This window comes from Peribacillus sp. RS7 (assembly GCF_041956845.1).
GTDB lineage: Bacteria > Bacillota > Bacilli > Bacillales > DSM-1321 > Peribacillus.
Genome location: NZ_CP168135.1, coordinates 658,230 through 674,325, shown reverse-complemented (window position 1 = coordinate 674,325; position 16,096 = coordinate 658,230). Strand labels below are relative to the sequence as shown.

General features: G+C 42.0%; 17 protein-coding genes. 12 read left to right on the top strand and 5 right to left on the bottom strand.

The window, feature by feature from the left end; translation table 11 throughout:
* Window positions 1-30 precede the first annotated feature (30 nt).
* Entirely contained in the window at window positions 31-474 is a 444-nt protein-coding gene (locus ACDZ29_RS03430; RefSeq protein WP_375089889.1) for a MarR family winged helix-turn-helix transcriptional regulator, read from the bottom strand.
* A gap of 181 nt (window positions 475-655) precedes the next feature.
* Here ACDZ29_RS03430 and ACDZ29_RS03425 point away from each other — a divergent pair, with 181 nt between their 5' ends.
* The 4 genes from ACDZ29_RS03425 to ACDZ29_RS03410 all read left to right on the top strand — a co-directional run bounded on the left by ACDZ29_RS03425 (window position 656) and on the right by ACDZ29_RS03410 (window position 3,803).
* On the top strand, window positions 656-1,684 hold the full coding sequence (locus ACDZ29_RS03425; protein WP_375089887.1) for an NADH:flavin oxidoreductase/NADH oxidase: 1,029 nt from the start codon (window positions 656-658) through the stop codon (window positions 1,682-1,684).
* A gap of 168 nt (window positions 1,685-1,852) precedes the next feature.
* Window positions 1,853-2,164 (top strand): rhodanese-like domain-containing protein, encoded by a 312-nt coding sequence (locus tag ACDZ29_RS03420; RefSeq protein ID WP_370016106.1) that lies wholly within the window; start codon window positions 1,853-1,855, stop codon window positions 2,162-2,164.
* A 305-nt stretch (window positions 2,165-2,469) separates the two neighbouring features.
* Complete coding sequence (locus ACDZ29_RS03415) at window positions 2,470-3,552, top strand: tartrate dehydrogenase (RefSeq protein ID WP_375089886.1); 1,083 nt, start codon at window positions 2,470-2,472, stop codon at window positions 3,550-3,552.
* A 65-nt stretch (window positions 3,553-3,617) separates the two neighbouring features.
* Window positions 3,618-3,803, top strand: coding sequence for a sporulation protein Cse60 (locus ACDZ29_RS03410; RefSeq protein WP_057913195.1), 186 nt, complete (start codon window positions 3,618-3,620; stop codon window positions 3,801-3,803).
* A gap of 161 nt (window positions 3,804-3,964) precedes the next feature.
* Here ACDZ29_RS03410 and ACDZ29_RS03405 read toward each other — a convergent pair whose 3' ends face one another.
* Window positions 3,965-4,894, bottom strand: coding sequence for an SDR family oxidoreductase (locus ACDZ29_RS03405; RefSeq protein ID WP_289326094.1), 930 nt, complete (start codon window positions 4,892-4,894; stop codon window positions 3,965-3,967).
* A gap of 146 nt (window positions 4,895-5,040) precedes the next feature.
* On the opposite strand from ACDZ29_RS03405, the gene ACDZ29_RS03400 reads away from it, so the two are divergent.
* The 3 genes from ACDZ29_RS03400 to ACDZ29_RS03390 all read left to right on the top strand — a co-directional run bounded on the left by ACDZ29_RS03400 (window position 5,041) and on the right by ACDZ29_RS03390 (window position 6,361).
* Complete coding sequence (locus tag ACDZ29_RS03400) at window positions 5,041-5,211, top strand: hypothetical protein (protein ID WP_375089885.1); 171 nt, start codon at window positions 5,041-5,043, stop codon at window positions 5,209-5,211.
* A gap of 252 nt (window positions 5,212-5,463) precedes the next feature.
* A complete protein-coding gene (locus ACDZ29_RS03395) occupies window positions 5,464-6,012 on the top strand; it encodes an MEDS domain-containing protein (protein ID WP_375089883.1) in 549 nt (182 codons plus the stop codon).
* A complete protein-coding gene (locus tag ACDZ29_RS03390; protein WP_375089881.1) occupies window positions 5,981-6,361 on the top strand; it encodes an MGMT family protein in 381 nt (126 codons plus the stop codon). Before ACDZ29_RS03395 ends, ACDZ29_RS03390 begins: the two co-directional genes overlap by 32 nt.
* A gap of 92 nt (window positions 6,362-6,453) precedes the next feature.
* Here ACDZ29_RS03390 and ACDZ29_RS03385 read toward each other — a convergent pair whose 3' ends face one another.
* Window positions 6,454-7,719 (bottom strand): NAD(P)/FAD-dependent oxidoreductase, encoded by a 1,266-nt coding sequence (locus tag ACDZ29_RS03385; protein ID WP_370016102.1) that lies wholly within the window; start codon window positions 7,717-7,719, stop codon window positions 6,454-6,456.
* Between the two features lie 205 nt (window positions 7,720-7,924).
* Between ACDZ29_RS03385 and ACDZ29_RS03380 the strand changes: the two genes are divergently transcribed.
* Window positions 7,925-9,526, top strand: coding sequence for a polysaccharide biosynthesis protein (locus tag ACDZ29_RS03380; RefSeq protein WP_289315273.1), 1,602 nt, complete (start codon window positions 7,925-7,927; stop codon window positions 9,524-9,526).
* A gap of 124 nt (window positions 9,527-9,650) precedes the next feature.
* Window positions 9,651-10,373 (top strand): pseudouridine synthase, encoded by a 723-nt coding sequence (locus tag ACDZ29_RS03375; protein WP_375089879.1) that lies wholly within the window; start codon window positions 9,651-9,653, stop codon window positions 10,371-10,373.
* Between the two features lie 84 nt (window positions 10,374-10,457).
* Here the strand turns inward: ACDZ29_RS03375 and ACDZ29_RS03370 are convergent, their stop codons facing one another.
* Window positions 10,458-10,679: a DeoR family transcriptional regulator gene (locus ACDZ29_RS03370; protein ID WP_034309346.1), complete on the bottom strand. Its 222-nt coding sequence runs from the start codon at window positions 10,677-10,679 to the stop codon at window positions 10,458-10,460.
* Window positions 10,680-11,222: 543 nt separating this feature from the next.
* Between ACDZ29_RS03370 and ACDZ29_RS03365 the strand changes: the two genes are divergently transcribed.
* Window positions 11,223-11,573, top strand: a complete 351-nt coding sequence (locus ACDZ29_RS03365; protein ID WP_375089877.1) for a hypothetical protein — start codon at window positions 11,223-11,225, stop codon at window positions 11,571-11,573.
* A 1,175-nt stretch (window positions 11,574-12,748) separates the two neighbouring features.
* Here the strand turns inward: ACDZ29_RS03365 and ACDZ29_RS03360 are convergent.
* A complete protein-coding gene (locus tag ACDZ29_RS03360; RefSeq protein ID WP_375091090.1) occupies window positions 12,749-13,507 on the bottom strand; it encodes a DeoR/GlpR family DNA-binding transcription regulator in 759 nt (252 codons plus the stop codon).
* Window positions 13,508-13,734: 227 nt separating this feature from the next.
* Between ACDZ29_RS03360 and ACDZ29_RS03355 the strand changes: the two genes are divergently transcribed.
* Together ACDZ29_RS03355 and ACDZ29_RS03350 are read left to right on the top strand one after the other, a co-directional pair.
* Window positions 13,735-14,487 carry an ABC transporter ATP-binding protein gene (locus ACDZ29_RS03355; protein ID WP_375089876.1) on the top strand — a complete coding sequence of 251 codons (753 nt, stop codon included), beginning with the start codon at window positions 13,735-13,737 and terminating at the stop codon, window positions 14,485-14,487.
* Window positions 14,480-16,096 carry an ABC transporter permease subunit gene (locus ACDZ29_RS03350; protein WP_375089874.1) on the top strand — a complete coding sequence of 539 codons (1,617 nt, stop codon included), beginning with the start codon at window positions 14,480-14,482 and terminating at the stop codon, window positions 16,094-16,096. The genes ACDZ29_RS03355 and ACDZ29_RS03350 overlap by 8 nt, the downstream gene beginning before the upstream one ends.

Here is a 16,096-nt window from a genome sequence, read left to right as displayed (position 1 = left end):
CAAAATTTCACATCATACATCGCCATTGATTCATTCATTCTCCTGGAGACCGTTTTTTGCATCCACGAATAGTTTCAGTACTGTGTCAATATCACTGTTTTTTAAGGACTTTTCCAATGTTTCATTAACGGTATCGAGGATTTCCTGAAGCCTTACCTTACCGCGGTCCGTTATGATTGCACACACTCCGCGACGGTCGTCTTCATATCCAAGCCTTTGGATGACACCGCAGCTTTTATTTTCCATTCTAACAGACAGCCTGGACATCGCACTTTGGCTTAAACCGACCAGTTGCTGCAATTCGAGGAGCCTCAGTTTTTTTTCTGGTGTTTTCGATAAAAATAATAGAACATAAAATTCGTTTAAAGTCGTTTGGTGTCTTGCTTGTAGCATTCGATCAAGCTCATTGGAGAGCTCGGCATGAACACGTGTAAACGATAGCCATGTATTGATAAGGTTCTGTTCACTGGACATTTATATTCGCCTTCCTCTGCTTACTTCCATTAAATATAACACATATTAAATGAAGTGTACCAACAGACGATAGCGTTTACAATGACAGCATCGGGTGTTAGGGAATCTGATTAGTTGACACAGTATTATCCAGATGATATAAATGCATGTGCATGCATTATATAAAAAAGGAGATAAAATTATGAAAGATTTATTTTCACCTTATCGCATAAATGAACTTGAACTTAAAAATAGGATCGTCATGCCGCCGATGTGCCAATACTCCGTCGAAGCGGAAGATGGTATCCCGACAAACTGGCATCAGCAGCATTATGTAAGCAGGGCAGTTGGCGGCACGGGATTAATTATAGTGGAAATGACCGATGTAGAGCCTGATGGACGTATTTCGAATCGCGATCTTGGATTATGGTCCGACGATCAAATTGATGCTTTCTCCAAAATTGTTAAGGAAGTACATCAATACGGAGCAAAAATCGGGATACAAATTGCCCATGCAGGACGTAAAGCGCAAGATGCCGAAACTCCGGTAGCACCATCAGCCATAGCATTTGATGAAACGTTTAAAACACCAAGAGCTTTAGAAACGGAAGAAGTAAAGGAAATGGTCGATAAATTCCGTGCTTCCGTCAGAAGGGCTGTTCAAGCAGGATTTGACGTAATTGAACTTCATGGTGCACACGGGTATTTAATCCACCAATTCACATCACCGCTTACGAATAAACGTGAAGACGAATACGGAAAAGACCTGACTAAATTTGGAGTGGAAGTCATTAAAGCAGTGAAAAGCGAAATGCCTGCCGACATGCCTTTAATCATGCGCATATCTGCAAAGGAATACGTTGAAGGCGGATATGGTCTTAAAGAAAGCATTGCATTTTCAAAAGTCTTTAAAGAAGCAGGCGTGGATATTTTCCATGTAAGCTCTGGTGGAGAAGGTCCGATTGGGGCAGACGGAAGACCGGGTACGCATGCCAGCTATCAAACGCCGTTGGCCAGGGAAATTAAAAAAGCTTTGGATATTCCGGTTATTGCTGTTGGCCGATTAGATGATCCGATTCTTGCAAATTCAATCATCGGTAATGAAGAAGCCGATTTAGTAGCCGTAGGCAGAGGGATGCTGCGAAACCCTTACTGGGCACTTGAAGCGTCTAAAGCTTTGAATAAAGAAACGGAGATCCCTAAACAATATCAACTGGGATTCAAGCATTGATACAGATTCAATCCTGAAAACGTCAGCGAATAATTTTATTCGCTGGCGTATTTAGTTGGATCAAATTATTGATGGGAAATTTCATCAGGAGATCCATTAGGTGATGTTTATCTGGAAATTTTGTTATAATGAAGAAGATAAATCAAACGATAATTCGAGGTGCTAATTATGGAAGATATCAAAATCATTACAACTGAAGAAGTGGAAGCCAAGCTTGAGGCAGGCGAAGCGATGGAACTTGTCGATGTTCGTGAAGACGAAGAAGTGCAAGAGGGAATGATCGAAGGAGCGAAGCATATTCGCATGAATGATATCCCGGAAAATCTTGACTATTTTGATAAAGAAAAAGAATATATTTTTATCTGCCGTTCTGGACGCCGCAGTGAAAATGTATGCCATTATCTTCAGGAACAAGGATATAAAGTGGCAAACATGGTTGGCGGAATGCTTGAGTGGGACGGCGAAGTCATCGTTAAGTGAAGTTCTTTAAAAAAACCTGTTACTTTTGTAAGCGGAAATCCAAGAATGTTACGGCATATCTGAATGAAGAAAGAAAAAAGATCGCGGTTTGTTCACAATGCCGTGAATATGCGGAAAGACGCGCATTTTTGAAGGCGTGAAAAAAAGGTCCTTTCATCATGAAAGGGCTTTTTTTTCATTATGGACATTTTCGATAAAACTTTGCCGTTCACTTGTACGCGTTCCATTAGGGCCTGGGAAGCAAACGTTATATGTTAAAATTAGGTTGTTGAAATCAGAAAATATAGAAAAAGGAGAGTTGAAGAATGAATGTTCATAAGATAGCGGTCATTGCGGGTGACGGTATAGGTCCTGAGGTGATTAATGAAGGTGTGAAGGTCCTTAAAGAAGTGGCTGGAATTGCCGGGGATTTTACTTTTGAGTTCACATATTTTCCATGGGGCTGTGAATATTATCTTGAGCACGGCAAAATGCTGCCCGACGACGGACTGGAACAACTGATGAAGTTTGACGCCGTGTATCTTGGGGCGGTCGGTTATCCTGGTGTCCCTGATCATATTTCATTACGTGAACTCCTGCTGAAAATCAGAAAGCAATTTGACCAATATGTGAATGTTCGACCAGTCAAATTGCTTCAAGGTGCACCTTGTCCATTAAAAGACGTGACTCGTGACCAAATCGATATGGTTGTCATCCGTGAAAACAGTGAAGGGGAATATTCCGGTGCCGGTGATTGGCTTTTTAAAGGCAAGCCAGAAGAAGTCGTCCTGCAGACTGGGGTCTTTTCACGAAAAGGAACGGAGAGAATCATCCGTTATGCGTATGAACTGGCGCGTAAGACAGGAAGGACGCTAACGAGTATAAGCAAGGCAAACGCATTGAATTATTCAATGGTCTTTTGGGATCAGGTTTTTGAAGAAGTCGGACAGGAGTATCCGGATGTAGAAACGAATTCCTATCTGGTCGATGCGGCGAGCATGTTTTTTGTCAAACAGCCCGAACGATTTCAAATCGTTGTCACTTCCAATTTGTTTGGTGACATCATCACAGATTTAGGTGCGGCCATTGCAGGGGGGATGGGACTGGCAGCAGGAGCCAATTTAAACCCGGAACGGATTTATCCTTCGATGTTCGAACCGATTCATGGCTCAGCCCCGGATATTGCACATCAAGGCATCGCCAATCCACTTGCGGCCATATGGTCCGCCAGTCAGATTCTCGATTTCTTCGGGCATGAGGATTGGGGAGCAAAAGTGTTGGACGTGATCGAACGGGTGATGGTCGATAAAAAGTCGCTGACACCCGATATGGGCGGGGGAGCCTCTACAGAAGAAGTCGGGGATGAAGTGGTTGCATTATTATCCACTTCACAAAAAAATCGAGTATAATCCTCATGAAAAATGGGTATCCTGCACAATAACTATCATTATAGTAAAAGGGCAGGGGAAAGCCGATGATTCAAGTTAAATTATTCGATTATGAGCATGAAAAGGATCTAGAGGATGAAATGAACGTTTTCTTGGAAGACATCCGTGATAATCAAATCGTCGATATCAAGTACAATGTCGCCACTACAGGTGAAGAGGAAGAGGAACAGATTTACTGTTTTAGTGCGATGATCATCTATAAGAAAAAATAAAGGAGGCTTTGCCCTACCTTTATTCGTACATATAATCACATGAGACTACCTATTGCTGCAAGTCGGGCAAACCAAGGTAGTCTTTTTCCGTGAATGCCAAGAAAGTGGACTCCCAAAACCTCTTGCGTTTCAGGGAAGGGAGAATTATTCGGTGTGGAAAGTTAGGATGATGTAGCTTCCCCGCCGTTGACATGAAGTGTTTGTCCTGTCACAAAACGGGAATCATCGGAAGCGAGATAGACAAAGGTGGGAGCCAGTTCGAATGGCTGGCCTTGACGCTCCATCGGGTTCTCGACCTGTGTCACTTCGTCTGCCGAGAAACTTGCCGGGATGAGGGGTGTCCAAAACCTTCCAGGCGCAATGGCGTTCACCCGTATGCCTTGATCGACAAGACTATTTGCCAAGGCACGGGTAAAACCAATGTTGGCCCCTTTAGTCGCCGTGTAATCAATTAATTGCTTATTCCCATTAAACGTCACGACGGAGGATGTATTAATGATGGAGGACCCAGCTTTTAAATGGGGAAGGGCAGCACGGGTCGTGTAGAAGTGGGAATAGATATTCACTTTAAAGGTATCATCGAATTGCTCATCCGTAATATCAAGCAAGCTTAATTGCTGAAATTGAATACCCACATGGTTACAAAGAATATCGAGCTTCCCGAATGTTTCGATGGTGTCTTCCACGATATCGATACATTGCTGTTTATCCCTTAAGTCACCAGGCAGCAGTAAGCAACGTTGTCCAAGCTCTTCAATTCTCGTTTTAGTCCGATTGGCATCCTCATGTTCATCCAGATAAGCGATGGAGACATCTGCGCCTTCTTTAGCAAAAGCGATGGCAGCCGCCGCACCAATCCCACTGTCACCGCCAGTTATCAATGCCACCTTTCCAGTCAATTTTCCGCTTCCTCTATAATTGGGATTTTCAATGATGGGCCGGGGCACCATTAATTTTTCCACACCAGGTTGGCGGAATTGGCGTTGCTCCGGAACTGTAATGGGAACGTCTTGATAACGAGTGATCTTTCCATAATTCGGATGCATGGGATAGCCTTTTTCTGATGATTTCTTTTTCTTATCTTCTGCCATGAGGAGTCCTCCTAAAAGAATTTAGTCGGATTACTTTATGTCGATCAGGTAAGTGCCGTGCATGAAGAACATGTTTGGGTACGGGCTCGTTGCCGTGCAGTTTCGAATATGCTGAAGGGGAGAAAAAAGTTTTTGGAGGCCTCTATATGCCCTATTATTATAGTGAAGAAGTGAAGTTGCTATTGGTCGAACAATCCGATGAAAAAGTGGAGTTGTTATATGATTCCAACCCAAATACCTTTGAATTGCCCCTCATAGGACCAAGACCGCCCTTTTATTATAACCCGCGTTTTGTGCCGTATTATCCTGTGATCTAAGTACGTACATCAAAAAGGAAAATGCATTTAAGAACGGAGTCTGCTGAATTGGGCTGCCTTGGTCTTTTGATGAGTGGACTTGAAGCAGCCTCAGTTCGACTTCCCAATCAAAAAAGATAGTAGGCATAAATTAGGAAAAACCAATGAAATTCTTCTATGAATTTTACAAACACAGAGATAATGGGTAAAGTTAAACATAATACATAGTGCGGACTGGTGTATTTAAAGGGGAGATTCATTTTGGATAACAATATGAAACAACTAATAGAAACTATACAGCAATCGGATGGGGGCCATATCTTATACTGTTTTAATGAATTGGAAGCCTACATAGAAAATGAAGCAACATTCATCATTGCGGGTGTTGAACAGGGAGACCACATCCTGATTGTCGAAAATGACCGTATCTTTCCTTTGGTGTACAAAAAATTGCAGCTTCATTTAAATGAGGAGCAATTGGAGAAAGTGCATCTTATTAATAATTTTGATTTTTATTGTTTTCATGGAGACTTCCATCCTTCGACGATGGTTAATTATTTCTTGGAAAATATCGATACATACTCTAAACGAAATCAACTCGTGCGGACATGGGGACATGTTGAATGGGGCCATGACGATCAAGTCAGCGTAGCAATAGGTGAATATGAAAAAGGAATCGATAAATTGATCAATGAACGAGGATTGATTTCTGTTTGTGCGTACGATGACTGCAGAGTGCCTTCCGAGCTAAAAGCAAACTTGATCAAGCATCATGGGGTCCTGGTAACCGATGAAAATATTACGATTTTGGCTAACGGATAGAACAAAGGGGAGAGTTATTTTGGAAAGTTTTACTGAACGGGTGATTAAAATCATTCAACATATCCCTTCCGGTAAAGTGATGACATATGGTCAAATTGGACAGCTCGCCGGAAGTCCGCGCGGTGCAAGGCAGGTCGTAAGGATCCTTCATTCAAGCAGCAAAAAACATGACCTTCCCTGGCATCGGGTAATCAATGCAAAAGGCGAAATCGGTATAAAAGCGGACGGCGCCGCAGAACACCAGAAAGCGATGCTCGAGAGTGAAGGCGTCATATTCACGAAACGGAATACCATTGACCTCGAAGCTTTTCGCTATCATCCAGAACTTTTTAACGGAATGTCGGAATAAAAGAAGTGGTGGCCGAAAAAAGTGCGCCTACGCCGGAAATGCGAAATCACATCTAAAAGAGGCTGATCCAAATGGATTAGCCTCTTTTAGAATTATGAACGGGCATATATGGCAGCATTCATTCCGGCGAGTCTTCCGGTTACTAATGCCGAGGTGATATTGTAGCCGCCTGTGTATCCGTGTATATCCAGGATTTCACCGCAGAAATACAGTCCATCCATTAGTTTGGATGCCATTTCTTTTGGGTGAATTTCTTTGACGGATACGCCGCCGCCCGTGACGAAGGCTTTTTCCAGCGGCTGGGTGCCGTGTACTCCGAATTGGAAGTCCTTGCATAGTTCAGCAAAGCGGCGGATTTTTTCATTTGATATCGTCGCTCCTTGTTCTTGAAGGTCGATGCCGCTACGCTCAAGCAGGAAGTGAAGGTATCGTTCAGGAACTAAACCTTTTAAGGTGTTCTTAATGGCTTTTTTCGGTTCGGCTTTGATTTCCTTCATGATGTCTTGAAAAACCTCTTCCTTGTTTCTGTCCGGAAGGGCATCGAGTTTCATTGTCACTTCCGATAGGTTCCATTTTTTCATCGCTTTCACGACGAATTGGCTGCATCTTAGAACAGCTGGACCGGAGACGCCAAAATGGGTGAAGAGCATATCCATTTGGTGTGTAATCAGGGCCTTGCCTTTTGGGTTAAGGACACTCAATGAAACATCCCGAAGTGCGAGACCTTGAAGCGTTCGATTTTTAATGAATGTTTCATGGCTTAGTACGGGAACTTCAGTTGGGAACAGTTCGGTAATCGTATGCCCCGCCTTCTTAGCCCATGCGTAGCCGTCGCCGGTTGAACCGGTGTGAGGAACTGATTTTCCACCGACTGCTATCACGACTGCATCCGTGTCAATGGTCTGTCCATCTTTTAACCGGACACCGCTTGTTTTTCCATGTTCATAGAGAACTTCCGCAACTGGGGAGTTCTTATAGATCGTTACTTTTAAATTCGACAGGCGCGTCAGTAGCGCATCCACGACACTTTGCGCTTTATCGTTGACCGGGAACATCCGCCCATGGTCCTCTTCTTTGAGGGCCACGCCCAATTTTTCAAAGAATTGAATAATGTCTTCATTATTGAACTCTGAGAAAGCACTGTATAGAAATCGCCCGTTTCCAGGGATATGCTGAATGATTTCATCGATTGAGAGCCTGTTCGTCACGTTGCAGCGTCCGCCGCCCGAGATTGCAAGTTTCCTGCCAAGCTTCTCGCCTTTATCCACTAACAATACATGGGCGCCCTTTTCCCCGGCCGCTATTGCTGCCATCAATCCGGAAGGACCACCGCCAATTACCACTACATCATATTTCAAATTGATCACCACTTTATCATTTTCAGTCCCTTCATTATATAGCAAGTGCCCGTCAGATTGCGAATGTAGAAAAAAAGGAAGTATTTGTTTGTGTATTATCTTCGAAAACGATAAACTTGATTGTAGTTTTCTATAGAAAAAATACTTTAATATGATAAGATAAAGAGCGTGTGAAACGTAACTGACAGAGGCAGGAAGGGATTAGATGTCATCTAAGTTTTTAAAAGGGGCTTTTATATTAACGCTGGGAGCGATTATTTCCAAGGTACTTGGTTTATTTTACGTCATCCCATTTGAACATATGGTTGGGAATAAAGGGGCTACCCTCTATCAATATGGGTACGTTCCATATACCATTTTCATTAGCTTTGCAACGGCAGGCATGCCGCTTGCTGTTTCTAAATTCATTTCGAAGTATAATGCGCTCGAGGAATACGCCGTCGGTGAGAAGTTATTTAAATCGAGTCTGAAATTAATGGTTGTCACCGGTTTTCTCGCTTTTTTGGTTCTTTATACGATGGCACCGATGTTTACTGGAGTCTTCGGGGTCAAGAAGGAAGATGTCAGTGATGTCACGGAGATCATACGGGCAGTCAGCTTCGCCTTGATTTTTGTACCGTTCATGAGTATCATCCGCGGCTTCTTTCAAGGTCATGAAGCGATGGAACCAACGGCCATCTCTCAGGTTGTCGAACAAATTGTCCGCATCGTGTTCCTTCTGGCCGGTGTGTATGTTGTTTTAAATGTCTTGGATGGAGAGTTAGTGAAGGCCATCCAAATGGCTACATTCGCGGCGACGGTTGGGGCTGTCGGCGGTTTAGTGGTGTTATTTTGGTATTGGAAAAAACAAAAACCCCATTTGGACAGCTTGATGAAGAAAGACCGGGGGACGATGGACATTTCCCTGAAGGAAATCTATAAAGAAATATTTCTGTCGTCGATTCCTTTCATATTCGTCGGAATCGCGATGCCAATGTTTCAGTTGGCGGACTTGCTGTCTTTCAATAAGGCGATGTCGGCCATCGGGCTGCAGCATGTCGCAGAAGATGCCCTTGGGGTGTTGAATGTATATGCCCAGAAGCTTGTCTTGATTCCCATGACGCTTGCAACCGGGTTTTCAATGGCGCTTCTGCCCTCGGTGACGAAGGCTTATGTAAGCGAGGATTCGGAAGAGTTAAACCGCCAGCTGAACCAAGCCTTCCAGATTTTGTTGTTCATTACGATCCCTGCGGTCGTTGGCATGTCGGTACTGGCCGATCCAATCTATAGTGCCTTTTATAGCCATGATCCACTAGGAATCAGTGTCCTGAAGGCATATGCGCCCGTTTCCATCTTGTTTGCGCTTTTTTCCGTTTCGGCGGCCGTTTTACAAGGCATCAATCAGCAGAAATATACGGTGCTCAGCCTGCTTGTTGGCTTTTTAATCAAATTGAGCTTGAATATCCCGATGATCAAGTTGTTTGAAACGGAAGGATCCGTTTATGCCACGGCATTCGGCTACTTGGCTGCTGTACTGCTGAATTTGTATGTCATTACTTACTTTACTGGATATCGTTACAGCCTTACCATCAGAAGATCTGTTTTGATCTCTGTTTTTTCAATGATTATGGGACTGGCTGCATGGGGCATGAACAGTTTATTATCGCTGTGGCTTACAACGGAAGGGCGCTTTCAAGCGATTTTGATCGTGGCCATTTGTGCAATCTTTGGAGCGCTCATTTATGCGGCACTTTCCTTGAAAAGCAAACTTGCCCATCGTTTGTTCGGTACCCGGATCGATCGGTTAAAAGCTAAATTGGGATTATAAGATAGAAGTTTGATGTGTAAAAAAAAGGGTATGATAAAATGAATCCCCAGATTAAAAATATATTGGCCTTGCCTGTCATTAAAGTGGGCAAGGCTTTTTACTGAAAAGGCTTTAGGAGGAAACGATGAGAATTGATAAAATTTTATCCAATATTGGTTATGGCAGCAGGAAAGAAGTGAAAAAGCTCCTGAAATCCGGCGCCGTGAAGGTCGATGAAAGGGTGCTGAAGGATCCGAAAGAGCAAGTGGACCCTGATACGGAAATCGTGACCGTCCATGATGAACGGGTTGAATATAGGGAGTTCATATATTTAATGATGAATAAACCGCCAGGCGTATTGTCGGCAACGGAAGACAAACACCAAGAAACGGTCATCGACATCTTGGAGCCAGAGGATTCAGTATTCGAGCCATTTCCTGTAGGCCGTCTGGATAAGGACACAGAAGGGTTATTGCTTATCACGAATGATGGAAAGCTTGCCCACCAATTGCTTTCCCCGAAGAAACATGTCCCTAAAACATATTTTGCGGTCATTGATGGCGAAGTGACGGAAGAGGATATTGAGGCATTCCGCAACGGCGTGACCTTGGATGATGGGTACGAAACAAAACCAGGTGAATTGAATATTTTAAAATCAGGTCTGACTTCGGATATCGAGCTGACGATTATGGAAGGAAAGTTCCATCAGGTGAAGCGGATGTTTGAGGCCGTCGGCAAACGTGTCGTCTACCTAAAGCGTCTTTCCATGGGAAGTTTACAGCTTGATGAGGAACTTGAGCTTGGTGAGTACCGTGAGCTAACGGCGGAAGAGCATGAACAGTTAAAGGCGGGGCAGCCTGCTGAATGAATATAGGCATAAAAAATGAGGCGGACAAATATTGTCCGCCTCAAAGTATTTTACATATCGATCTTGTTCGGGTGGTCGTTCTTTTTACGATGACATCTTCACCTTTTTACTTGTTGTCGTCCAAAGGCCACGGCTTGGGCTTTGAACAAGGTCATTGTATGCTAAGACATTTAAATCGCGCTGCACAGTTCGAGGAGTGATGCCAAATTCTTCTACAAGCTCTTGAGTAGAAACCGTACCGTTATTACTGATGAACATATAAACGGATTTAATACGGGTTAACATGCGATTTGTTGAAGGTTTCAAAAAATCACTCCTTATTCTTTTCATTGTTATTCTGAACAAATGAAAACAACCGATATGTCGGACAGCATTTCAGCTGTCACTATGTACTTGCTATACCCACCCTATAACTCCTCGGAAACATCGGAAAAAATAAGATGTCATTAGCATCATTTTACTCCTTTACAAAAGCAAATTCTATAAAAAGATGCTAATTGACTAAATATTACATTTATTATATCAAATTTTAACAAAATTATTCTCTTTACATATATAAAAATTAATAAGATTGTGTTGTGCCATTTGTTCATACTCATATTTTGCCAATAAACGATTCTAAATATGCATAAAGGGATGCACACAGCTCGAACGTTGACTATGAGGCATATACATGTTATTTTACTTAAAAAGGTTCACAAATCGTAACGGTTACGGTTTGTGTGAGGATACAGGAATTGCTTGATGGCTTGGGGTTACGATGTCATAATGAGGTGTGAAGGGCAGTATAACCTTTTCATACATGATCTAAAAAGAATGTAAATATAAACAAATTCGAGGTAGAGCCATATGAACGAAAGATTAATGGAGTTTTTATTGCGCGACGAAGTGACCAGACTTTCTGGCGTGAAAAAACAAGTGTATGAATTCATCGTGAATGAGGAAGATTATCTTGCCTCGAAGGCGGACACGGTCGATCAATTCATGAGATTGCTGGTAAAGCATTCTCCGCCCAGGCTCGCAGCCCGTCATTTCAATATGCCTTATGGGGAAATCATTCGTTTCATGAATGAAATAGAAGATGAGTTGAATGAGAGATTAGAGGAAAGATGCAAGAAAGTGAAGTGGATGGACTACACGGAAAAGGACCAGCAGGCATTTGTGGAATATCATAGAAGGTTATATCTTTTCGTAAATTAATAAATTGGATGATGAAAATGCCCTCGGTATGAAAGGGCATTTTTTTATTTGTCCGGAACCATTAAACGAGAATCCAGCACAACCATTCCATTAAAACCAGAGATCCAGTAGAAATTCATCTTGATATAAACGTAAGCATATGTGTGGTCTTTCTGCAGCAGTATAGGCGGACGGGTGGCTTATGGAGAAAGGAATGGCTCCTTTTGCATGAAAGGAACTTTAAATAGGATATGTTATTTGCTTAGGTGATTTCTATCAAAATTTAAAACAATGATTGGATATTACAAACCCTCAAGAAAACGTTCCAGTTGATTTCAGAAATCCGCTCCCTTTCCGCCGACTGTCTGCCAAGCCACATCAAAGCAAGCGCCTGCGGGGTCTCGGCTAGCCAGGTATTCGGCAGGAGTGTCGCAAATTTCTTCAATCCAAAAATAAGGATTATAGTAAAAAAACATTAAGGATAATCTAGTTCTGTTTTAAAATCAGGGTTCCGGATGAGAGCATTCCGAACCTCCGATTGTAGACAAATTCTAAGAAAAGCGAGTTTGCCTGCAGTTTTTATCTATAAAAACGTTCCAGTTGATTTCAGAAATGCGCTCCCTTTCTGCCGACTGTCTTCCAAGCCTTCTTGACGCAAGCGCCTGCGTCTCGGCTAGCCAGTAATTCGGCAGGAGTGTCGCAAATTTCTTTAATTCAGAGGGTTTTCATCATATAAAACATTAAAAATACATAAAGGATAACCAAGTTTTGTTTTAAAAATGTAGTAAAAATCCCCTCGGTAATCATGAAAGGGATTCGGGATGAGACCATTCCCATTAGGTCGACAAACTCAAAGAAAAGCGAGTTTACCTGCAGTTTTTTTTTTAAAACATTCCAGTTGATTGGAACGGAAGGTACGAGACTCCTGTGGGAAAAGCGCCGAGGAGGCTTCCCGGACCGCCCACGGAAAGCGAGTGCCTGGAGGGGAAATCAACGTTGTGTTAAGGGTGTGCCTTTGGGCCAATTCGTCCCTGAACATCATTTAGTCTGGCAGTTATTGATTTCCCGAAGGTGATCGCCACAATTAGACTTGTTAAACGTCCTTCATTCCAACTGTATTTGACATTCGCCGAACTCCTTTTGTCTACAAACTGAACGGGAACTATACTACTGTATAGTTCCCGTTTTTTCGACTATTAAGAAAGAATCAAATGTGTGTCGGTCTCTTTAAACGAAGAGATGAAATCTTTATGTAAATGATCGTCGGTAATGATGTAATCGATTTTATCCAGTGACGAAATCCCGATGGTCACGTCTTTCCCGAACTTGGTGCTGTCAGCGGCAACATAGACTTCTTGAGATAAATCAATGATTTTTTTTCGTGTGTTCGCTTCTTCTAAATTATAGTCGGATATGCCTTTTTCAACGGTTATGCCACTCGCACAAATGAATGCTTTTGAAATATTCAATTCACTAAAGTTGAATAAGTAGTCAAATGCAACAATGGATTGTTCATTTTGCCTTACTTTCCCCCCTATGATCAATATCTCGATATCGCTATGAATGAGCTCATTTACAACAGGGATCGAACTGGTTATCACGGTCAGTTTCTTTTTCTGTTTTATATATTTAGCGATTTGATAGGTTGTCGAACCACTATCGATATAAATGCAATCACCATCGTTGATATACTCACTGCATTTTTGGGCGATGCTTTCTTTTTCTTCTAATTGACTGAACATCCGTTCATCTATTGTCGATTCTCCAAACTTCGATAGAACCAGCTTAACCCCGCCATAGATCTTTTCTATTTTTCCTTGCCTTGTAAGAAGGTTTATATCCCTTCTGATGGTTTCGATGGAAACTTGCATTTCTTCAGTAAGCTCTGCAATCTTCATGACTTTTCTAATCGTTAATAACTCGATGATCTTCTTTTGCCTTTCAAGAGGAAGCATAAGTTTCACCCGCCTATTCTTCATATCTATCTTCCTGATATTCATTTAAGTGTACTGTTTACCGCGAACATATTCAACAAGTAGATGATAAAATTATCATTAATTGGTCAAAAGTTAGTATGAAGTTGGTAATGAAGTGTTCAATATTTACAGAGTATTTACAAAAATCTCAAATTCGTATTACAAATGGCTTTTATACTGAGGGTGTATTGAAGGAGGTGAACGGTTTGCTAAAATTACAAAATATTAGCAAGCAATTCGATGGAAAATCAGTTTTGGATAATATAAATCTTGAAATTAAAACGGGGGAGATCGTTTCACTATTAGGACCAAGTGGAAGCGGTAAAACTACTTTATTACATATTATATTGGGCTTGACGGGTATCAATCATGGAAAAATCATTTTCAATGATATCGATTTGAGTAACGTGACCATGAAAGACCGGGGATTTAATATCGTTTTCCAGGATTACGCTCTTTTCCCTCATTTAAATGCCTATGAAAATATCGTTTATGGATTGAGGAACAGGAAGGGATCGGTTTCCAAGGAAGAGCTTCAGGAATACATCGATTTCCTGGAACTAACACCGCATTTGAAAAAGAGGATCAGCGAATTATCAGGAGGTCAGAAACAAAGGGTATCGATCGCAAGGACTCTTGTAATGAAACCGAAGATCCTTTTACTAGATGAGCCACTGAGTGCTTTGGATGGTGTCATCAAGGAATCGATAAAGGAACGCATCAAATCCATTGCCCGAGAATATAAGCTGACGACGATCATAGTGACACATGACCCGGAAGAGGCTTTGACGATGTCCGATAAAATTTTGATTATTAATCAAGGGAATATTTCTCAATTTGGATCACCCCAAGAAATCATCAATCAGCCAGCCAATGATTTTGTTAAGGAATTCATTCTAAAACAACTGGAGATCAAGAGAGAAAATATTTATAACTTATTCGGTGAAAAGTATGCCTGATGTAAAACCGGCAATGAGAGTCATTTATATACCTATCTTACTGCTATTTGCCGCTTTTCTTTTTTTGCCGCTTGGCATATTGTTCGTCCGTTCTTTTGAAACGGCAGATGGAATCAATCTCTCGAATTATCTAACGGTCCTCTCAAATGCAGAGCTGATGAAGTCATTTGGAAACAGCGTGAAAATCTCAGGGCTCACAGCCGTCATTACGACCGTTTTAGCCTTTTTCCTGGCATATTCCATCCATTGCACCCGATTATATAGGCCATTAAAAAGTGTAATTAAAACAGGGATTCTCATTCCGATGCTGCTTCCGACGATCACATTCGGGTTTGCGATCATCTACTCTTTCGGCAATCAAGGAATCATAACGAAGATCTTTGGAAGGAATCTATTCGATATATACGGCTTTAATGGATTATTGATAGGTTATGTGATTTATACATTGCCATCAGCTTTTCTGCTCATTAATAATTCCTTCAAGTACATGGATAAAAAGTTCATGATCGTTTCGAAATTAATGGGTGACGGAACGATAAGAAGTTTCATGAATACGATCATACGGCCATTGTCGGGAACTTTGGGTGGAGCCTTTGTCCTTTCCTTCATCTTGAGCTTCACCGATTTTGGGATACCGGCTTCAGTCGGCGGGACCTACTCCGTTGTTGCGACGCAACTGTATCAAGTCATGCTAGGTTCAATCCCTGATTTCAATAATGGTGCAGTGATTGCCATTCTCATGCTCATTCCGGTAGTATTCAGCGTTTTCCTATTAAACTATCTGGAGAAACTTAATTTTCATTACGACAAGTTCAGCGATATCGAAATGAGGCAGCACAAAGGGAGGGATATATGTTTTGGGGGTATCTCGCTGCTGGTCTTAATAGGGATGTTTTCTGTATTTGCGGTCATGTTCATTGCACCATTTTTAACTAGTTTCCCTTACGATCTCTCGTTCACCTTAAAGCACTTTATCGACACATTCCAATCGAGCGATTTAACGGCAGTCTATAAAAACTCCTTATTTGTTTCCTTGATGACGGCCGTACTGGGAACGTTCATCGCCTTTAGCTCGGCAGTTTTGAATGTCCGAACGCCCCTTAAGGGGAAATCGACAATGGATGTCATTTCAATGCTGACGAATACAGTACCAGGAATGGTGTTGGGTTTATCGTATTTGCTGCTGTTCAACGGCAGCAGCTGGAAGGGGACCTTTGCCATCATCATTCTATGTAACATGGTCCACTTCTTTACGACACCCTATTTAATGGCGAAAAACTCTTTATCCAAAATGAACCCTGCTTGGGAAACCACCGGGAATCTATTGGGGGATAGCTGGATCAGGACAATCTATCGTGTCATTCTGCCAAACTCGGCATCTACGGTGATCGAGATGTTCAGCTACTATTTCATCAATAGTATGGTGACGATCAGCGGCATCATCTTTTTGGTCACGGCCCAAACCACATTAGTGGCCAGTAAAATTAAAGAGCTTCAGCATTTTGCCAAATTCAATGAAATATTCATCCTGTCTTTACTTATCTTTTTTACAAATTTAATCGTGAAGCTGCTTTGTGATTATTATCAAAAAAGACAATTCAAACATTAA

What these genes read in the sequence shown, in the direction of transcription:
- ACDZ29_RS03430 (WP_375089889.1), bottom strand. Translation starts at nt 474, where the DNA reads ATGTCCAGTGAACAGAACCTTATCAATACATGGCTATCGTTTACACGT.
- ACDZ29_RS03425 (WP_375089887.1), top strand. Translation starts at nt 656, where the DNA reads ATGAAAGATTTATTTTCACCTTATCGCATAAATGAACTTGAACTTAAA.
- ACDZ29_RS03420 (WP_370016106.1), top strand. Translation starts at nt 1,853, where the DNA reads ATGGAAGATATCAAAATCATTACAACTGAAGAAGTGGAAGCCAAGCTT.
- ACDZ29_RS03415 (WP_375089886.1), top strand. Translation starts at nt 2,470, where the DNA reads ATGAATGTTCATAAGATAGCGGTCATTGCGGGTGACGGTATAGGTCCT.
- ACDZ29_RS03410 (WP_057913195.1), top strand. Translation starts at nt 3,618, where the DNA reads ATGATTCAAGTTAAATTATTCGATTATGAGCATGAAAAGGATCTAGAG.
- ACDZ29_RS03405 (WP_289326094.1), bottom strand. Translation starts at nt 4,894, where the DNA reads ATGGCAGAAGATAAGAAAAAGAAATCATCAGAAAAAGGCTATCCCATG.
- ACDZ29_RS03400 (WP_375089885.1), top strand. Translation starts at nt 5,041, where the DNA reads ATGCCCTATTATTATAGTGAAGAAGTGAAGTTGCTATTGGTCGAACAA.
- ACDZ29_RS03395 (WP_375089883.1), top strand. Translation starts at nt 5,464, where the DNA reads ATGAAACAACTAATAGAAACTATACAGCAATCGGATGGGGGCCATATC.
- ACDZ29_RS03390 (WP_375089881.1), top strand. Translation starts at nt 5,981, where the DNA reads ATGAAAATATTACGATTTTGGCTAACGGATAGAACAAAGGGGAGAGTT.
- ACDZ29_RS03380 (WP_289315273.1), top strand. Translation starts at nt 7,925, where the DNA reads ATGTCATCTAAGTTTTTAAAAGGGGCTTTTATATTAACGCTGGGAGCG.
- ACDZ29_RS03375 (WP_375089879.1), top strand. Translation starts at nt 9,651, where the DNA reads ATGAGAATTGATAAAATTTTATCCAATATTGGTTATGGCAGCAGGAAA.
- ACDZ29_RS03365 (WP_375089877.1), top strand. Translation starts at nt 11,223, where the DNA reads ATGAACGAAAGATTAATGGAGTTTTTATTGCGCGACGAAGTGACCAGA.
- ACDZ29_RS03360 (WP_375091090.1), bottom strand. Translation starts at nt 13,507, where the DNA reads ATGCTTCCTCTTGAAAGGCAAAAGAAGATCATCGAGTTATTAACGATT.
- ACDZ29_RS03350 (WP_375089874.1), top strand. Translation starts at nt 14,480, where the DNA reads ATGCCTGATGTAAAACCGGCAATGAGAGTCATTTATATACCTATCTTA.